General features: G+C 62.2%; 10 protein-coding genes. 6 read left to right on the top strand and 4 right to left on the bottom strand.

Translation table 11 applies throughout. The features are described 5' to 3' along the window. The first annotated feature begins 143 nt into the window (after positions 1 to 143). The 3 genes from FS767_RS19790 to FS767_RS19780 all read left to right on the top strand — a co-directional run bounded on the left by FS767_RS19790 (position 144) and on the right by FS767_RS19780 (position 6,954). On the top strand, positions 144 to 3,953 hold the full coding sequence (locus tag FS767_RS19790) for a dermonecrotic toxin domain-containing protein (protein WP_144967629.1): 3,810 nt from the start codon (positions 144 to 146) through the stop codon (positions 3,951 to 3,953). A 141-nt stretch (positions 3,954 to 4,094) separates the two neighbouring features. Next, positions 4,095 to 5,714 carry an NADP-dependent glyceraldehyde-3-phosphate dehydrogenase gene (locus FS767_RS19785; protein WP_144967627.1) on the top strand — a complete coding sequence of 540 codons (1,620 nt, stop codon included), beginning with the start codon at positions 4,095 to 4,097 and terminating at the stop codon, positions 5,712 to 5,714. Positions 5,715 to 5,772: 58 nt separating this feature from the next. Next, positions 5,773 to 6,954, top strand: coding sequence for a hypothetical protein (locus tag FS767_RS19780; protein ID WP_058637768.1), 1,182 nt, complete (start codon positions 5,773 to 5,775; stop codon positions 6,952 to 6,954). 9 nt (positions 6,955 to 6,963) lie between these two features. Here FS767_RS19780 and ilvA read toward each other — a convergent pair whose 3' ends face one another. From ilvA to FS767_RS19760, 4 genes are all read right to left on the bottom strand, one after another. Further along, complete coding sequence (gene ilvA, locus FS767_RS19775) at positions 6,964 to 8,523, bottom strand: threonine ammonia-lyase, biosynthetic (protein WP_144967625.1); 1,560 nt, start codon at positions 8,521 to 8,523, stop codon at positions 6,964 to 6,966. Positions 8,524 to 8,702: 179 nt separating this feature from the next. After that, on the bottom strand, positions 8,703 to 9,134 hold the full coding sequence (locus FS767_RS19770) for a PACE efflux transporter (protein WP_144967622.1): 432 nt from the start codon (positions 9,132 to 9,134) through the stop codon (positions 8,703 to 8,705). Between the two features lie 74 nt (positions 9,135 to 9,208). After that, the gene (locus FS767_RS19765; RefSeq protein ID WP_144967620.1) at positions 9,209 to 10,516 is read right to left on the bottom strand and encodes an ATP-binding protein; all 1,308 of its coding nucleotides are present in this window, start codon (positions 10,514 to 10,516) and stop codon (positions 9,209 to 9,211) included. 6 nt (positions 10,517 to 10,522) lie between these two features. Next, on the bottom strand, positions 10,523 to 11,218 hold the full coding sequence (locus tag FS767_RS19760; protein WP_058605030.1) for a response regulator transcription factor: 696 nt from the start codon (positions 11,216 to 11,218) through the stop codon (positions 10,523 to 10,525). Between the two features lie 208 nt (positions 11,219 to 11,426). On the opposite strand from FS767_RS19760, the gene FS767_RS19755 reads away from it, so the two are divergent. From FS767_RS19755 to mobA, 3 genes are all read left to right on the top strand, one after another. Next, entirely contained in the window at positions 11,427 to 12,602 is a 1,176-nt protein-coding gene (locus FS767_RS19755) for an efflux RND transporter periplasmic adaptor subunit (protein ID WP_144967618.1), read from the top strand. Positions 12,603 to 12,613: 11 nt separating this feature from the next. Continuing rightward, the gene (locus FS767_RS19750) at positions 12,614 to 15,742 is read left to right on the top strand and encodes an efflux RND transporter permease subunit (protein ID WP_144967616.1); all 3,129 of its coding nucleotides are present in this window, start codon (positions 12,614 to 12,616) and stop codon (positions 15,740 to 15,742) included. Positions 15,743 to 15,803: 61 nt separating this feature from the next. Further along, positions 15,804 to 16,379 (top strand): molybdenum cofactor guanylyltransferase MobA, encoded by a 576-nt coding sequence (gene mobA / locus FS767_RS19745; protein ID WP_144967614.1) that lies wholly within the window; start codon positions 15,804 to 15,806, stop codon positions 16,377 to 16,379. The last annotated feature ends 361 nt before the right edge of the window (positions 16,380 to 16,740 follow it).

Genomic DNA, 16,740 nt, shown 5'->3' with positions numbered 1-16,740 from the left:
GTTTTATGGCGCCAATAATCCACGGCGCAGCCTGGTCCCGATTGGGCCAAGCTATGAGTTATAGCGCCTGGTAATAACCGAGTACCACCGCATCAAATACCCATGACGTGTGATAGCGGCTCAACAAAAGGAGCTCGCGCCACATGTCTGAAAGCAACTCAGTGTCACCGACAACTTTGCCACATTGGGCTGCACGGGCCACCGCGCGTCAATGGCAGGCCCTCAAGCAGACGCAACAACCCCCTTGGGAAACCCAAGACTGGTTCTGCAATGCCCCACCGGATCTGAGGGAAGCCGTTGCCGCCAGTCATCGGCGATTGGTCAACGCGCAGGCAGCGCTGGGGCGAGCGATGCGCGGTCTGGAACAAGTTGCAGAATTCGCAGAGCGTGCCGTGCAGCAGGGCTTGCAGGCGCAAGGTTTGAATGTGGACTTGAAGGCCTGCGAGTTGCTGCGCGTCGAGCAAACCTGGCGATGGGTCGGCCTGCGCTATGTCTATAGCCACCAACGGGAAAATATCGTAAGGGCTGCACTGCAGAACTTTGGCGAGGATGAAGTTTTCTCTTCCCAGAGTGCAATCGCCCTGAGCAAGAATATTCACATCACACCCATTACGGTAACGGGCACCGCGCCGATTGGCATGCAGGTGCCGGCTGCGCAATTTCCCATTGACTCGGAGCGCTATCAAGTAACGCCATTGCCCCTCACGCCAGCCGCGTTCGCCGCCATGATGCGAGCGCTGGATTTGGGAAGTGCCTACCAGGCTCATCTGCAAAGGTATTTCGACAGCCCGGTCGTAAAGACGCACATGTTGCAGATGCTCAAAGTTCGCCTGCAGATGGCGGCAGACCTGGCCTTGCTTAGGCACTTGATCAGCGGCAGCGCCCGCGATGAGCTTGACCGCCTGTTGCAGGGCGAGCCTTTGCCATGCTGGCGGCTGAGCCTGTTTGGCACCGTCCTGTACGAAGTCATGCTGATCGACCTGGGCCAGGCCGGCCTAGGTGTGTACCTGCCCAGCCACGAGCCTGCGTTGCGCAGCTGCAAGGACCTCGCAGCCGTGCATGAAGCGCTGGCCATCTTGCTGCTCGAGCCAGCAGCGCGTGAAGCGTTCGCAGGGTATGTAGCCCAAGACCAACGCGGCCACTTCTTCGATATGCTCCAGCAAAACCTGGACGCGACTGGCAATACCCCAATCGATAGCCCCTGGGAACGCGCCGTGGACGCTGACCTGCGCCCCGCCCGTCAAGCCATCGAGGGGGACCCATTTAGCGACTGCTATGCCCGGCACTGGGCACGTCTGCAGCACGAAGCCAGTCTGCTTGCCGTTCCCACCGCACAATTCGACGCCAATGCCAGGGCCCAGCGTCTGGCGACGTGGGAAAGTCGCGGCTGGGACCTGCTCAACATCGCCAGCTTTTTCGTACCTGCGGTGGGCACCTTCATGTTGGCCGTCACTGCTTGCCAGCTCCTGGGCGAAGCGTTCGAAGGTTATGAAGCCTGGGAAGCCGGCGATCGTCATCTGGCGCTAGAGCATATCGAATCGGTTGGGATCAACCTTGCGTTGCTAGGCGGTTTCGCCGCAGCAGGACACGCGTTGCCACGACTGTTCGGTAAACTGCGGGGTACGACGCTGCAAGAGGTACGTGGCAGCGATGGCACATTCAGGCTCTGGAACCAGGACTTGGCCCCCTACCGTTGCAATGAAACGCTGCCAACGCAGTTGCGGCCCAACGCGCTGGGCCAGTACCTGCATGACGGCCGGTACTTCATCAAGATGGACGGACACCTCTATGAGCAGCGGCTGGAGCCTTCACTGTCGCGTTGGCAGATTGTCCACCCCGAGCGGGCAGATGCCTGGCAGCCACCCCTTGAACACAATGCTCAAGGCGCCTGGCGCGCCCAGCACGAGCAGCCAGGCGATTGGCCGCTGGCAACGCTGGTAAAGCGCTTGGGTGAGCCGTTCGAGGCATTTACAGCAGAGCACATCCAGCAAGCGTGCGATGTGATTGGCATCGACGCCGACAGCCTGCGAGACCTGCACCTTGGCGGGCAACCGGCGCCGGCGTTGCTGCTGGATGTTCTGCAGCGCCTGCGCATTAGCGCCGAACGCCCTCCGATGAACGCACAAGACGCGTCGCAGTGGTTCGAGCAGCGCTACAGCCCAAGCAGGCCGCACGCCCCTGGCTTGGACCGCCTGCTTTCGACCTATCCGCGTCTCACGCCGCCGTTGGCAAGGCAACTGCTGGGCCGGTTGGAGGCTGGCCAAGTTCTGGCCTGGGAGCAGGAAGGGACACTGCCTGCCAGCATTCGCCAATCGGTAGAACAGGTGCACAGCGAGCTACCCCTGGTGCGGGCGCTGGAGGGGCTCGTCCAGCCAGCGCTGGCCAATACCGACACCGAGCGTCTGCTATTCAGCGCGCTTGATGCCATGCCGGACTGGCCCGCCGATATACGTCTGGAATTGCGCGCCGGTAACCCTGACGGCCCGATCCTGGCTCATACCGGCGTAGGTCAGCTCGTTCGTGTGATCAAATCAAGCCAAGGCTATGAAGGATTCCTTGGAGAGCGTCCTGCGCCCGGCGTGGTGAGTATGGATATTTGCCAGGCGATCGAACAGGCACTGCCTCGCGCCCGTCGCGACCTGCTGGGTATCGAGCATACGGATGGCGCCCAGCTTCGCCACCGGGTGATGACATGGGCCAAGGCAAACCGCGCCACCCTCGCCCGCAGGCTTTACGGGCAGCGCAGCCTGCGCCTGGAAACACGGGGTTGGCTGCGTGGTGGACAGCCACTTGAGCCACTGCCGGCAGCGCCACGCCAGACCAGCTCGTTGAGCGCGGCCTACCGGCGTCTTTATCCTACTGCGACCGACGCAGAGTTTGCCGACTGGCTCAATGAAGGGGAGGACGAAGACAACCTGCATGACATGCGCTCGCCCACCCAGCGCTTGCGCGACCTGCAAGCCCGTCTTGAGAACTTGCGTCGTGATCTGGCTCAGTGGGCTGCCCCCAACCCCCTGCGCCCACATCAGCGCCACCTTGCCGTGCGCCCTGTCATCAATGCCTGGCGTCGGGTGTCACGCACGATGCTCGATGGCGGCGGTCGTCTATACAGCCTCGAACTCTCCGAGCTGGACCTGACGCATGAAGACTTGGCCAGCTTGCCCCTGACCGATGATTTCAATCACATCGAGCACCTTTCTCTGCGCGGGAACCCCGCACTCAGCCAGCTGCCTGCAGTTTTCCACCAGCGGTTCCCGAACCTCAGGCGGTTACTGCTCAGCGATTGCCGCTTCGACCACCTGCCTCGCCTGGCCTTCGGCCAGCGCCTGCGTTGGCTGGATGTGGACCGCAACCGCATCACCTGGGACGCTACGGACCAGACCACCCTGCAACGGTACACCGGCCTGGCTGTACTCGATCTGAGTGAAAATCCGCTGCTGGTTGCACCCGACCTGCGCATGCACAGCGGGATAAGATCGCTGTTCCTGTCGGGATGCTCGCTGACCGAATTGCCACAGGGGTTAGCGCAATTGACGGAGCCGCTCACCGTCGACCTGACGGATAACCAGTTCGTGCAGCTACCCGACGGCTTCGCCCTGCCCGTTCAGGTAGCCGACCCGCTGTCTATGGAAAGCAGATGGCTGGCAGGGCAGATACTGCACCAGATCGAAGCGTACAACGAAATCCACGACGTGGACCTGTTGGTGAATGAGGCCGACTACACCGACTTCTTCGAACAGGCCGGCCCACCTGAATTTGCGCTGTGGCGCCGCTTGCCATTGCAATACCGGCGCGACCTCAGGGCGCTGCTGGAGGCTGAGCCGTTCCTCATCTACCCCGAGCGAGCGCGCCGGGAGTTCTGGCGTCGGTTGGCCGTGATCGATAATGCAGGGCCAGGCCGGCAAGCCCTGTTGGAACAACCTGCAGAGGGGCTATTCGAGCTCGACCTGTGACACCATGATCACGCGCCGGGCGACCGGCGCACTGCTAAAGCGATTGCTGTGCGCTGGTATTCTGACCGTGTCAGGCGCATGCTCGTCGCTGAACCGTTTCACTGTGCTAGACCCTTCTCAGCCACTGTGAGGTGCAGTTTCATGAAATCCTTGCTCGACAACCTTTACCCCAACGCCGCCGACGTACCTCAAGCGTGGCAACTGGAAGCTCCGTTTGAACAACGTGACTACCTGGTGGGCGGTGAACTGCGCCATTGGGACGGGCCGTTGGCCACAGTCCGTAGCCCCGTTTGGCTCAAGGACAACGGACAGGAGCAACAAGTGGTGCTGGGCCACGCTCCGCTGCTCGACGCCGACACGGCCATGACCGCACTGGACGCTGCAGTTCAAGCCTATGACAAGGGGCGCGGAGCATGGCCGAACATGCGGGTGGCAGAGCGCATTGGCCATGTGGAAGCGTTCCTGGCGCGCATGCGCGAGCAGCGTCAGGCCGTGGTCAAACTACTGATGTGGGAAATCGGCAAGAACCTCGCGGATTCGGAAAAGGAATTCGACCGCACCTGCGACTACATCAATGAAACCATCAATGCCCTCAAGGACCTGGACAGGCGCTCCAGCCGCTTCGAGCTCGAGCAGGGCACCCTGGGTCAGATACGCCGCGCGCCTTTGGGCGTGGCGCTGTGCATGGGTCCGTACAACTACCCCCTCAACGAAACCTTCACCACCCTGATTCCGGCATTGATCATGGGCAACACCGTGGTGTTCAAGCCCGCCAAGTTTGGCGTGCTGCTGATCCGCCCGCTGCTCGAAGCCTTCCGCGACAGCTTCCCGCCTGGTGTCATCAATGTCATCTACGGCAAGGGCCGCGAGACCGTCAGCGCCGTGATGGCCAGCGGCAAGGTCGACGTCTTCGCCTTCATCGGCACCCACAAGGCTGCCAGCGATCTCAAGAAGCTGCACCCACGGCCCCATCGCCTGCGCGCGGCACTGGGCCTGGACGCGAAGAACCCCGGCATCGTGCTGCCCCAGGTGGATCTGGACAACGCCGTCGAGCAGGCCCTGACCGGCGCGTTGTCGTTCAACGGCCAGCGCTGCACGGCGCTGAAGATTCTGTTCGTCCATGAAGATGTGGTCGATGCATTTCTCGACAAGTTCACGCGCAAGCTCGCCACACTCAAGCCGGGCATGCCCTGGGAGCCTGGCGTCGCCCTGACACCGCTGCCCGAACCCGGCAAGATCGATTACCTGGACAGCCTGGTGCACGATGCGACCGACAAGGGAGCACGGGTAATCAACGAGCACGGGGGGCACAGCCGGGGTTCGTTCTTCTACCCAGCCCTGTTGTATCCGGTGTCGGCGCAGATGCGTGTGTACCAGGAAGAACAGTTCGGGCCGGTTGTGCCGATCGTCCCTTACCGCGATCTGCAGACGGTCATCGACTACGTTCTGGACTCGGACTATGGCCAGCAGCTGAGCCTGTTCGGCAGCGACCCTGCCACCGTCGGCAGCCTGATCGATATCTTCGCCAACCAGGTCGGTCGCATCAACATCAATACCCAATGCCAGCGAGGCCCAGACACCTATCCGTTCAATGGCCGCAAGAACAGCGCCGAGGGTACTCTTTCGGTGCACGATGCCTTGAGGGTCTTTTCCATACGCACCCTGGTGGCAACGCGCTTTGAGGACGACAACAAGGCCTTGTTCAGTGACATCATCCGCAATCGGCGGTCGAGTTTCCTGACCACCGACTACATCTTCTGACGGTTGAAAGCGGCACCGCTTTGCTGGAAGCTTGAAGCTCATAGCACGGAGCCGCTCAATGCGTATCATCGACAAGACCGCCGCCCAGGTGCGCAGCCTGACGCCCGCCGAGGACGCGCTGCTGGTGGACTTCGCCACCGGCGGCTTGACCGGGCCCCGCCTGCTACAGGCCAACCAGATGCTGATGAAGGTGCGCAACGCTAACCAGTGGCTGGCCTGCGATTGCCGCACCGATGCCCTGCCTGTGCTCAATGTCACCCTCAATGGCAACACCGGTACGTTGTTTCTCAAGAACAACCCTGGCACGGCCGAACATGCCCCAGGCTGCCCCTTTACCAAGGATGAACAGGAAGCGGCCGAGCGTGCACAGGCACCTGTCCAGCCGGTGGCCTGGCTGCCCCCCGATACGCCGCTGCGGCTGATCGGCGATTTTCGCACGGGCGCAAGCACAAGCACCAACGGGCCAGGTGAGCGCCGCGAACAACAGCGGTTGCTGGCCTTGTTGCTGACGTGGATCGAGACCAGCGGCCTGAACCTTTACGCCACGCATTTGAAACAGGACCTGACCGGGCAATTCGCTCAACTGCGTGCTGTGGCCAGTCGCTATCCGCTGGTGGAACGGGTACCGGCCAGCAACTACCTGGAAACGCGCCTGGACATGAAGCACATGATGATGCTCAAGGCGCGTCTGCGTGAGGCCACGATCTTTGGCAACCACCGGCGTCATGGGCTACTGCTCGACTGCATCGACCAGATCAAGGGCCGCAAGGTCTTTCACTACCGAAGCGAAGACGGTTTCGATTTCCAGGGCCATCATCTGTACTGGGGTGGTCAGCGCACCTGCGGCCCGCTGCTGACGCTGGCACTCTATTCGCCTACGACTCCCGGCAGTCACTTCTTTGAGCTGATCCACGTGGCCAGCGTACCGGTGCTATCGCGGGGCCATCTGTTTCCGGTCTATCGCGATGAAGAGCGCGAACCGCTCAAGGCATTGGTATCGCTGGTGGACTGGATGGCCAGCAAGGGCGTCAAGGTGCAGATGCGCCGCCCGGTGGTTGGCGGGCAGCTCATGGATGAACTGGTGATGACGTCCGACCAAGACCGTGTTCTGTCCATATCGCTGCTTGAACAACCCATCGGGCCCGAGCCGGATACCGAGAACTTTAAACGGTATGCCGACTTCAAGAGCCCTGAAACCTTCCGCAAGTTCGTGGCCGGTTTCTTCATGCGCGAGCGATAAACCACCGCCTCAGCCGAGGAACAGCCGATAAGCCGGGTTATCCGTTTCGTCCCAGTAGCGATAATCCATCTGGTCGAGCGCCACGAATAACCCGGCACGCTCATCGGCAGGCACTTGCAGCGCAGCGAACACCCGCGCATGGGCTGCACCGTGGTTGCGGTAATGGAACAGGCTGATGTTCCAGCGCTGGCCCAGGCGCTCCAGAAACGCCAGCAATGCCCCGGGGCGCTCTGGAAACTCGAAACGCAGCACCTGCTCGTGACTGCCAGGCGCCAAAGGCCCACCCACGGTGTGGCGCACGTGCAGCTTGGCCAGTTCATTGTCAGTCAGGTCCACAACCTCATAGCCTTGTGCTTTTAAACCGCTCAACAGCTGATCGCGCGGGTCCTGCACAGGGTGCGTTTGCACTCCAACAAACAGACGCGCAGGTTTGCCCGGCTGGCAGCGGTAGTTGAATTCCGTGACCTGGCGCTTGCCCAATGCTTGGCAGAACGCCCGGAAGCTACCGGGCTGATCAGGGATGGTCACCGCAATCACCGCTTCGCGTTGTTCACCCAGTTCGGCGCGCTCTGCCACATGCCTCAACCGATCGAAGTTGATGTTGGCCCCTGAATCGATAGCCACCAGTGTCTGCCCGCCAATACCCTCGCGGTCCACGTACTGCTTCATGCCGGCAACTGCCAGAGCGCCCGACGGCTCGGTGATCGAGCGGGTGTCATCGTAGATGTCCTTGATCGCGGCACACAGCGCGTCGCTGCTGACCGTCAGCACCTCGTCCACAAAATGCCGGCATAGCTCGAAGCAGTGGGCGCCCACCTGGGCCACGGCCACCCCGTCGGCGAAGGTGCCCACATGCGGGAGCACCACCCGCTCGCCAGCTTGCAGGGCGGCCTGCAGGCAGTTGGCATCCTCGGGTTCCACCCCGATCACCTTGACTTCGGGGCGCAGGTATTTGATATAGGCTGCGATTCCGGCAATCAAGCCACCTCCGCCAACCGGTACGAAAACGGCATGTAGCGGCCCAGGGCACTGCCGAAGAATCTCCATGCCGACCGTACCTTGACCCGCGATCACATCCGGGTCATCGAAGGGTGGCACGAATGTGGCTCCTTCCAGGTCGGCCAGCTTCAGGGCATGGGCCAGGGCATGGGGGAAGCTGTCACCGTGCAGCACCACCCGCCCCCCGCGGGCACGCACGCCCTGTACTTTGAGCGAAGGCGTCGTGGACGGCATGACGATCGTGGCCGTCATGCCCAGGTGCGCGGCGGCCATGGCCACGCCCTGAGCGTGGTTGCCCGCAGAAGCTGTCACTACGCCGGCCTGACGCTGGCGGGTCGTCAACCTCGATAGTCGCGTATAAGCCCCACGGATCTTGAACGAGAATGTGGGCTGCAGGTCTTCGCGTTTGAGCAGCACCCGATTACCCAGCCTATCGGACAACCCCCCGGCCTCTTGCAGCGGCGTTTCGATGGCCAGGTCATAGACGGGCGCTGCCAAGATACGCCGAACCTGCTCGGACAGCAGTCGCTGAGGGGTGATTGCTCGCGGGGCGGAACACAGGTTGGACATCGTCGACTCCTTGGCCGGTTAACGGTGCCCAGGAGTCAGATGAAAAAAACCCGCCTCCAGGGCGGGTTCGGTGCATGCTCGCGCTAGCCCGCCAATCCAATGATGGCGGTAATAATGCTGGCGAAGGCAGGCTGATAGCGGTTCATGCGCCGAACGTTAGCCCGAGGGCTGGCCGCACGTCAACACTTGGCCTGCTGCGCCGACAACGGCACGTCGAAAACCTTGTCGAAGCCCCACTGGAATACGAAGGCGTAGACGAAGAAGAAGACGAACAGGGCCAGATTGGTCAAAAGCGCTGCCAGCAGGCTGACTTGCAACCAATAAGCCACCAGCGGCAGCAGGATCACCACCAGGCCACCCTCGAAGCCAAGCGCATGCAGCAAGCGGCGCAAGAGCGTGCGCTTGCGATGAGGCTGGCGCGCCTCCCAGCGCTCGAACACCCAGTTATAGAGCATGTTCCAGCTCATCGCGACGCCGGACATCAGTACCGACAGCACGGTTGACTGCGCCATCCCCGCCCCGAACGCCAACTCCAGGGCGGGGGCGACGCACGCCACGGCGATGGCCTCGTAGAGAATGGCCTGGACGATCTTGCGGGCCTTGCCTTGCATGTTCAGCTCCCTGAATGACGACCCGACACGCTACAAGATCCCGCCGGTTAAAAGAAGAGGCTTACTATCAGGCATCAGGTCACCGTCCCGGCGGGCAAGCGAATACGGAACTGCGCTCCGCCCAATGGGGACTGGGCAACCGTCAAGGTCCCGCCCTGCCCCTCAATGGCCCGCCTGCTGATCGCCAACCCCAGGCCGAATCCACCCGTGCTGCGGTCACGGCTGCGGTCCAGGCGATAGAACGGCTGGAAGATTCGCTCACGCTCCTCGACGGGAATGCCAATGCCGTCATCCTCTACCGTCAGCAGGCATGCTCCGTCGGGCTCCAGGCGCAAGCGCAGCACCAGGCGCTGCTCGCAATAGCGCATGGCATTGCGCACCAGGTTCTGCACCGCTCGGGCCGTCAGACGCGGATCGAGCACAAAGCGCGGCAACTCGGCGTCGGCATGCACCTCCCACTGGATGCCACGCCCGTCCAACTCCTCGGCAAAGCTGCCTAGCACGCTGTCCACCAGCTCAAGCAACGACACCTCCACCCGCTCGCGCGCCTGGTCGGCATTGTACAAACGGCTGTAGGACAGCAGCTCCAACACCAATTCGTCCAGCTCACGCACATGCCCGACCAGCTCCAGCAAACGCTTGCGGCTGGCCGGCGGCACTTCGTCAAATAGCAGCACCAAACCGAAATCAAGGCGCGTCAGAGGCGTGCGCAGCTCGTGGGACACGGCATTGAGCAACTCGCGCTGTTGATTGACATGGCGTTCAAGGTCGCTTGCCATGGTGTCGAACACCCTGGCCAGTTCGCCAATGTTCGAATGCGCCGAGATATGCGTGCGTTCGGACATCTGCCCTTGCCCCAGGCGCCGGGCAGTTTCCTTCAAGCGCTCCAAGTCACGCCAGTGCGGCCATACCCAGAGCAACAGGCAACCGAGCATCGCGGCCCCGATCAACACCGTCACGCCCCAGGACAGGACGTTGATGTCCAAAGGATCGGGCGGCGAATCCAGGCGTACCAGCCAATGGCTGTCCAATGGCGCCAGCAGGGTTTCGTAGTAGCCCCATTGGGCCAGGCGCACTGCCGACTCCCCCTGTGCCAATCGCGCGCGCTCCGTTTCATCCAAGTCGGCCTGGTCAATACGCAGCAGCCGTACCTGCAAGGGCGCAAAATCGTCGGCAAGCGCCTGCGCCACGGCAGGCCACTGGGACTGGGGCGCCTGGTGGAACTGACGCACGATCAGCGTCTGCACACCTTTGGTCTGGCTGAGGTTGTAGGCCATGAAGCGTTCCTGGAACAGCCCCACGATGGTGTCGGGTATGAACAGCAAGGCTCCGGCATAGGCCACGATGATCAGCAGATACAGCCGCACCAGGATCTTGAACATCGCGGCCTACTCCCACTCGACACGGCTGAACAGATAGCCTTTGCCCCAGACCGTCTTGATCTTGCGTGCTTCGCCTGCGTTGTCGTCGAACTTGCGACGCAGTTTGGAAATGGCCACATCCACCGAACGGTCGGTGCCGTTGAACTCGATACCGCGCAGCTGTTGAAGAATGCGGTCGCGATTGAGCACCACCCCGGCATTGCGCGCCAGCACGACCAGCAGGTTGAATTCCCCGGCCGACAGGTCGACAGGCTCGCCGCGCCAGGTGACGGTGCGCTCGGCCAGGTCGATGCACAACCCACCTACCACGATCAGGTCATGGTCCAGCCTGGGTTCGTTACCGCTGCGGCGCAGCAAGGTGCGCACCCTTGCCAGCAACACCCGTGGCTCGCACGGCTTGGTGACGTAGTCGTCAGCACCCATTTCCAGCCCCAGCACCTGGTCATGGCTGTCATCGCGGGCGGTGAGCATCAGGATCGGCAGGCATTGGGACTGCTGACGCAATTGGCGACACACCTGCAGCCCGTCCAGGCCTGGGAGCATCAGGTCGAGAATCACCAGGTCGGGTTTGTCCCGGCGATATTCGTCCAGCACGTGGTCACCCCGGGCAATGACCCGGACCACGAATTCGTTGCGTTGCAGGTAACTGGCGATGAGCTCGGCCAGGGCGCTGTCGTCTTCGACCAGAAGTATAGTGGGCATGGGTCGCTTGGCAGGCAGGTGTAGGGACTTGCAGCACACCGGCTCGGCATGGCCAGGTGAGCGCTGCGTTATAGTGGCCCAAGCTTATAGAAACATCACGGTGCACAACCCATCGCTTCACACTTTTTCACACTCCCCGTACAGCTGTTAACAGCCAATCATGGCCCGGGTGCCGTAGCATAGCGCAGATCATCAGCGGAAGATCCCCATGTCCGACACACTCACTGTTACCCTGCGCCGCATGGCGCTTCTGGCGCTTGTAAGCTTGGGCCTTGGCGGCTGTAGCGCTAGCGACGAACCCGAACAGCAAGCCCCGGTCCCGCATGTGCGCGTCGAGACGCTGCAACTGCAACCGTTGGCCATTACCAGCGAGCTCAACGGCCGCATTCTGGCGCCGCGTACTGCTCAGGTGCGGGCTCGGGTGGCCGGTGTGGTGCTCAAACGGGTCTACCGCGAAGGTAGCGACGTCAAGCAGGGCGATGTGTTGTTCCAGATCGATCCGGCACCCTTCAAGGCCGACCTGGCCAGCGCCCAGGCGGCACTGGCCAGAGCCGACGCCACCCGTTATCAGGCTCGCCTGCAAGAGCAGCGTTACCGCGAGCTGGTCAACGACAAGGCCGTCAGCGGCCAGGAATACGACAACGCCAAGGCCAGCCTGCTGCAAGCCAACGCAGCGGTGGCCGAGGCCAAGGCAGCCGTACAACGAGCCCGTCTGAACCTGGGATACGCCACCGTCACCGCCCCCATCGCTGGCCGCATTGGCCGCGCCCAGGTGACCGAAGGCGCATTGGTCGGGCAGAACGAAGCCACGCCGCTGGCGACCATCGAGCAACTGGACCCCATTCATGTCGACGTCACCCAGTCGACCCGTGAGATCACGGCGCTGCGCAAGGCCTTGCGTGCCGGCCAGCTTCAACGGGTCGACGCAGACCAGGCCAGTGTTACCTTGATCGAGGACGACGGCAGTGCCTACCCGCTGCCCGGCAAGCTGTTGTTTTCCGACATCCAGGTCGACCCTTCGACCAATCAGATCACCCTGCGCAGCGAGTTTCCCAACCCCAACCTCGACTTGCTGCCAGGCAGCTATGTGCGCGTGCGCCTGGCCCAGGCCGTGCAACCGCAAGGCCTGAGTGTCCCGCAACGGGCGATCCTGCGTGACAGTGCAGGTGTGCCGAAAGTGCTGGTCGTGGATGCTCAATCGCAGGTCAGCGAACGGCAGGTGGTCCTGGGCAACGTACAGGGCGACCGCTGGGTAGTGCGCGACGGCCTGGCTGCCGGTGACCAGGTGGTGGTCGAAGGCCTGCAACATGCCAAGGCAGGCGAACGCGTGCAGATTGACTCCGCACCCGAGGCCACCTCCGTCACCCAGCACACCGGCCAGTGAGGGCTTGATCGATGCCGCAATTCTTCATTGACCGCCCTATTTTCGCTTGGGTGGTGGCGCTGTTCATCCTGCTGGCTGGCGCCCTGGCCATTCCTCAATTGCCCGTGGCCCAGTACCCCAACGTGGCGCCACCGCAGGTGGAGATCTACGCCGTATACCCTGGCGCCTCGGCGGCGACCATGGATGAAAGCGTGGTCAGCCTGATCGAGCAAGAGCTCAACGGCGCCGACAACCTGCTGTACTTCGAGTCGCAGAGCAGCCTGGGCAGCGCCACCATCACCGCCACCTTCGAGCCGGGCACCGTGCCCGACCTGGCCCAGGTCGACGTGCAGAACCGCTTGAAAGTGGTCGAGTCGCGCCTGCCACGCCCGGTTACCCAACAAGGGTTGCAGGTGGAAAAGGTGTCCACTGGCTTCCTGCTGCTGGGCACGCTCACCTCCGAGGATGGCAAATTCGACGAGACCGCGTTGTCCGACATCCTGGCGCGCAACGTGATGAACGAGATCCGGCGCATCAAGGGGGTCGGCAAGGCCCAGCTGTACGGCTCCGAGCGCGCCATGCGCATCTGGATCGACCCGGCCAAGCTGGTGGGCCTGAACCTCACACCCAACGACGTGGCCGAAGCCATCACCGCCCAGAACGCGCAGGTAGCGCCCGGCAGCATCGGCGACCTGCCCAGCCCCGCTACCCAGGAGATCACCGCCAATGTGGTGGTCAAGGGCCAACTGACCACGCCAGAAGCGTTTGCCGCCATTGTCCTGCGGGCCAATACCGACGGTTCGGTGGTGACCATCGGGGATGTAGCACGGGTAGAAATCGGTGCCCAGGAGTACCAGTACGGCACCCGCCTGAACGGCAAGCCGGCCACCGCATTCAGCGTGCAGCTGGCCCCGGGTGCCAATGCCATGGAAACGGCCACGCTGGTGCGCGCCAAGATGAAGGACCTGGCGCGCTACTTCCCGGAGGGTGTGAAGTACGACATTCCCTACGATACCTCGCCGTTCGTCAAGGTCTCCATACAGCAGGTCATCAGCACGCTGTTCGAAGCGATGGTGCTGGTGTTCGCGGTGATGTTCCTGTTCCTGCAGAACCTGCGTTATACCTTGATTCCCACACTGGTGGTGCCCGTGGCGCTGATGGGTACGTTCGGCGTGATGCTGTTACTGGGCTTCTCGGTCAACGTGCTGACCCTGTTCGGCATGGTCCTGGCCATTGGCATCCTGGTGGATGACGCCATTGTGGTGGTCGAGAACGTTGAGCGAATCATGGCTGAGGAAGGCCTGGCGCCACGGGAAGCCACACGCAAGGCCATGGGCCAGATCAGCGGGGCGATCATCGGCATCACGCTGGTGCTGGTAGCCGTGTTCCTGCCAATGGCCTTCATGAAGGGCTCGGTCGGCGTGATCTACCAGCAGTTTTCGGTGTCCATGGCAGTTTCCATCCTGTTCTCGGCCTTCCTTGCCCTGAGCCTGACGCCAGCGCTGTGCGCGACGTTGCTCAAGCCTGTGAACCAAGGCGAGCATCATCAGCGCGGCGGTTTCTTCGGCTGGTTCAACCGGCGCTTCGAGGGCATGAGCAAGGGCTATGAGGGCTGGGTGTCCCAAGCACTTCGCCGCAGCGGGATCTACCTGCTGGTGTACGCTGTGCTGCTGGGCGTGTTGGGCTACGGCTTCAGTCAGTTGCCCACAGCCTTTCTGCCGACCGAAGACCAGGGCTACACCATCACAGATATACAGCTGCCGCCAGGCGCTAGCCGCATGCGGACCGAGCAGGTGGCAGCTCAGATCGAAGCTCACAATGGCGGTGAAGCTGGCGTGGGCAATACCACGGTAATTCTGGGTTTCAGTTTCTCCGGCAGTGGCCAGAATGCGGCGTTGGCCTTCACGACCCTGAAAGACTGGTCTGAACGTGGCGCCGATGACAGTGCCCAGTCCATAGCCGATCGCGCAAACATGGCATTCACGCAACTCAAGGACGCCATCGCCTTCGCCGTATTGCCGCCGCCGATTGACGGCCTAGGCGAGTCCACCGGCTTCGAGTTCCGCCTGCAGGACCGTGGTGGGCTTGGTCATGCCCAACTCATGGCTGCACGTGACGAGCTACTGGCCAAGGCGAGCAAGAGCTCGCTACTGACCAACGTGCGCGAGGCGTCCCTGGCCGAAAGCCCGCAAGTGGAGCTGGAGATCGACCGCCGTCAGGCCAATGCGCTGGGCGTCTCGTTCGCCGATATCGGCTCGGTGCTGGACGTAGCGGTGGGTTCGAGCTACGTCAATGACTTTCCCAACCAAGGCCGCATGCAGCGGGTGGTGGTGCAAGCTGAGGGCGATCAGCGCAGCCAGGTGGAAGACTTGCTGAAGATTCACGTGCGCAACAGCGCCGGCAAGATGGTGCCGCTTGGCGCCTTCGTCCAGCCACGATGGGTCAGCGGTCCAGTCCAGTTGACGCGTTACAACGGTTACCCAGCGGTGTCCATTTCGGGTGAGCCGGCAGCCGGGCAAAGCTCCGGTCAGGCCATGGCCGAGATCGAGCGAATCGTGGCGCAGCTGCCGCCCGGCGTAGGGCTGGAATGGACCGGCTTGTCGCTGCAGGAAAGGCTCTCGGGCAGCCAGGCGCCGGTACTCATGGCCCTGTCGCTGTTGGTGGTGTTCCTGTGCCTGGCGGCATTGTATGAAAGTTGGTCGATCCCCACAGCCGTACTACTGGTGGTGCCCTTGGGCATTCTGGGTGCGGTGCTGGCGGTCACACTGCGCGGCATGCCTAACGACGTGTTCTTCAAGGTGGGCTTGATCACCTTGATCGGGCTTTCAGCTAAGAACGCCATCCTGATCATCGAGTTCGCCAAGAGCCTGGTGGACCAGGGCATGGATGCCACCCAGGCTGCACTCGAGGCTGCCCGCCTGCGCCTGCGGCCCATCGTAATGACGTCTTTGGCGTTCATCCTTGGGGTGGTGCCGCTGGCCATCGCCACCGGTGCCAGCTCGGCAAGCCAGCAGGCCATCGGTACGGGGGTCATTGGCGGTATGTTGAGTGCCACACTGGCGGTGGTCTTCGTACCGGTGTTCTTCGTTGTGGTGATGCGTTTGTCCGGGCGCCGACGACCACTGGAGCCTGGCCACGAGCCAGCCACGCGCAGTGACTGACTGGACAAGCGGAGCGTGAAGTGGGAGGGTTTCGGGCATTGACTGCCCGGAACCCTTTTTCATGCCTGCTACCCTGCCCCCTTGCTCTGTCCTCATGCTCGCCGGTGGCCGTGGCCAACGCATGGGTGGGCGTGACAAAGGGCTGATCGACTGGCAAGGCCGTCCTCTGATTGCCCACGTTCATGCGGTGGTTCGGGGGCTCAGTGATGACCTGATCGTTTCGTGCAATCGTAATCAGCAGGTATACCAGCGGTACGCCGAGCGATGCGTGAGTGATACAGAGGCCGGCTTCCCTGGCCCACTGGCTGGCGTGCTTGCCGGGTTGGCGGTAGCGCGGCACGAGTGGGTGGTGGTGCTCGCCTGCGATGCGCCACGGGTTGATCAGGTGTTGGTCAATGACCTGCGCCGCGCCGCCTTGGCGGCCAACAGTACCGCCATGGTCCGCCAGGGTGGGTACTGGCAACCGATGTTCAGCGTGCTGCCCCGTGCCATCCTGCCGCTGCTTGAGCAAGCCTGGCATGCTGGGGAGCGTAGTTTGCAAAAAGCCTTGCTCGGCTCGCCCGTAGCGGCGGTTGATTGCGCTGAAGAGGATAGCCGATTGAATAATTTCAACAGCCCGCAGTGGCTTGAGGGCTGAAAAGGTGGCTCTCGGGGGTTTTCCCGGCACAAAGAGCAACGGTGGGCGGCGGTGCGGCCTCTGGAATTTAGCTTCGCAGCATAGATTGCCGGGGCTGTCTCGCAACCCATTGCGGCCTTTCAGGCGCCCCGGCAATGTCGCTCTTAAGTGCTATATACGCCAGCGGATATCGTGAACACTGTTCCGGATATAACTATTACGCGTACCCAGACACCTCTACTGAGAGTTAAAACAGGTTACTGTTTCTGTTTGTGCTTCTGTTGATCTTGATCTTGATCTTGATCTTGATCTTGATCTTGATCTTGATCTTGATCTTGATCTTGCTTTTGATCTTCGCGACTTCAGAAGGCCGAACGCAGGT

The sequence above is a fragment of the Pseudomonas sp. DE0010 genome, from assembly GCF_007680745.1.
GTDB classification, from domain to species: Bacteria; Pseudomonadota; Gammaproteobacteria; order Pseudomonadales; family Pseudomonadaceae; genus Aquipseudomonas; species Aquipseudomonas parafulva_B.
This window is presented reverse-complemented; position numbering and strand designations above follow the sequence as displayed.

What these genes read in the sequence shown, in the direction of transcription:
- FS767_RS19750 (WP_144967616.1), top strand. Translation starts at nt 12,614, where the DNA reads ATGCCGCAATTCTTCATTGACCGCCCTATTTTCGCTTGGGTGGTGGCG.
- FS767_RS19755 (WP_144967618.1), top strand. Translation starts at nt 11,427, where the DNA reads ATGTCCGACACACTCACTGTTACCCTGCGCCGCATGGCGCTTCTGGCG.
- FS767_RS19780 (WP_058637768.1), top strand. Translation starts at nt 5,773, where the DNA reads ATGCGTATCATCGACAAGACCGCCGCCCAGGTGCGCAGCCTGACGCCC.
- FS767_RS19760 (WP_058605030.1), bottom strand. Translation starts at nt 11,218, where the DNA reads ATGCCCACTATACTTCTGGTCGAAGACGACAGCGCCCTGGCCGAGCTC.
- ilvA (WP_144967625.1), bottom strand. Translation starts at nt 8,523, where the DNA reads ATGTCCAACCTGTGTTCCGCCCCGCGAGCAATCACCCCTCAGCGACTG.
- mobA (WP_144967614.1), top strand. Translation starts at nt 15,804, where the DNA reads ATGCCTGCTACCCTGCCCCCTTGCTCTGTCCTCATGCTCGCCGGTGGC.
- FS767_RS19785 (WP_144967627.1), top strand. Translation starts at nt 4,095, where the DNA reads ATGAAATCCTTGCTCGACAACCTTTACCCCAACGCCGCCGACGTACCT.
- FS767_RS19765 (WP_144967620.1), bottom strand. Translation starts at nt 10,516, where the DNA reads ATGTTCAAGATCCTGGTGCGGCTGTATCTGCTGATCATCGTGGCCTAT.
- FS767_RS19790 (WP_144967629.1), top strand. Translation starts at nt 144, where the DNA reads ATGTCTGAAAGCAACTCAGTGTCACCGACAACTTTGCCACATTGGGCT.
- FS767_RS19770 (WP_144967622.1), bottom strand. Translation starts at nt 9,134, where the DNA reads ATGCAAGGCAAGGCCCGCAAGATCGTCCAGGCCATTCTCTACGAGGCC.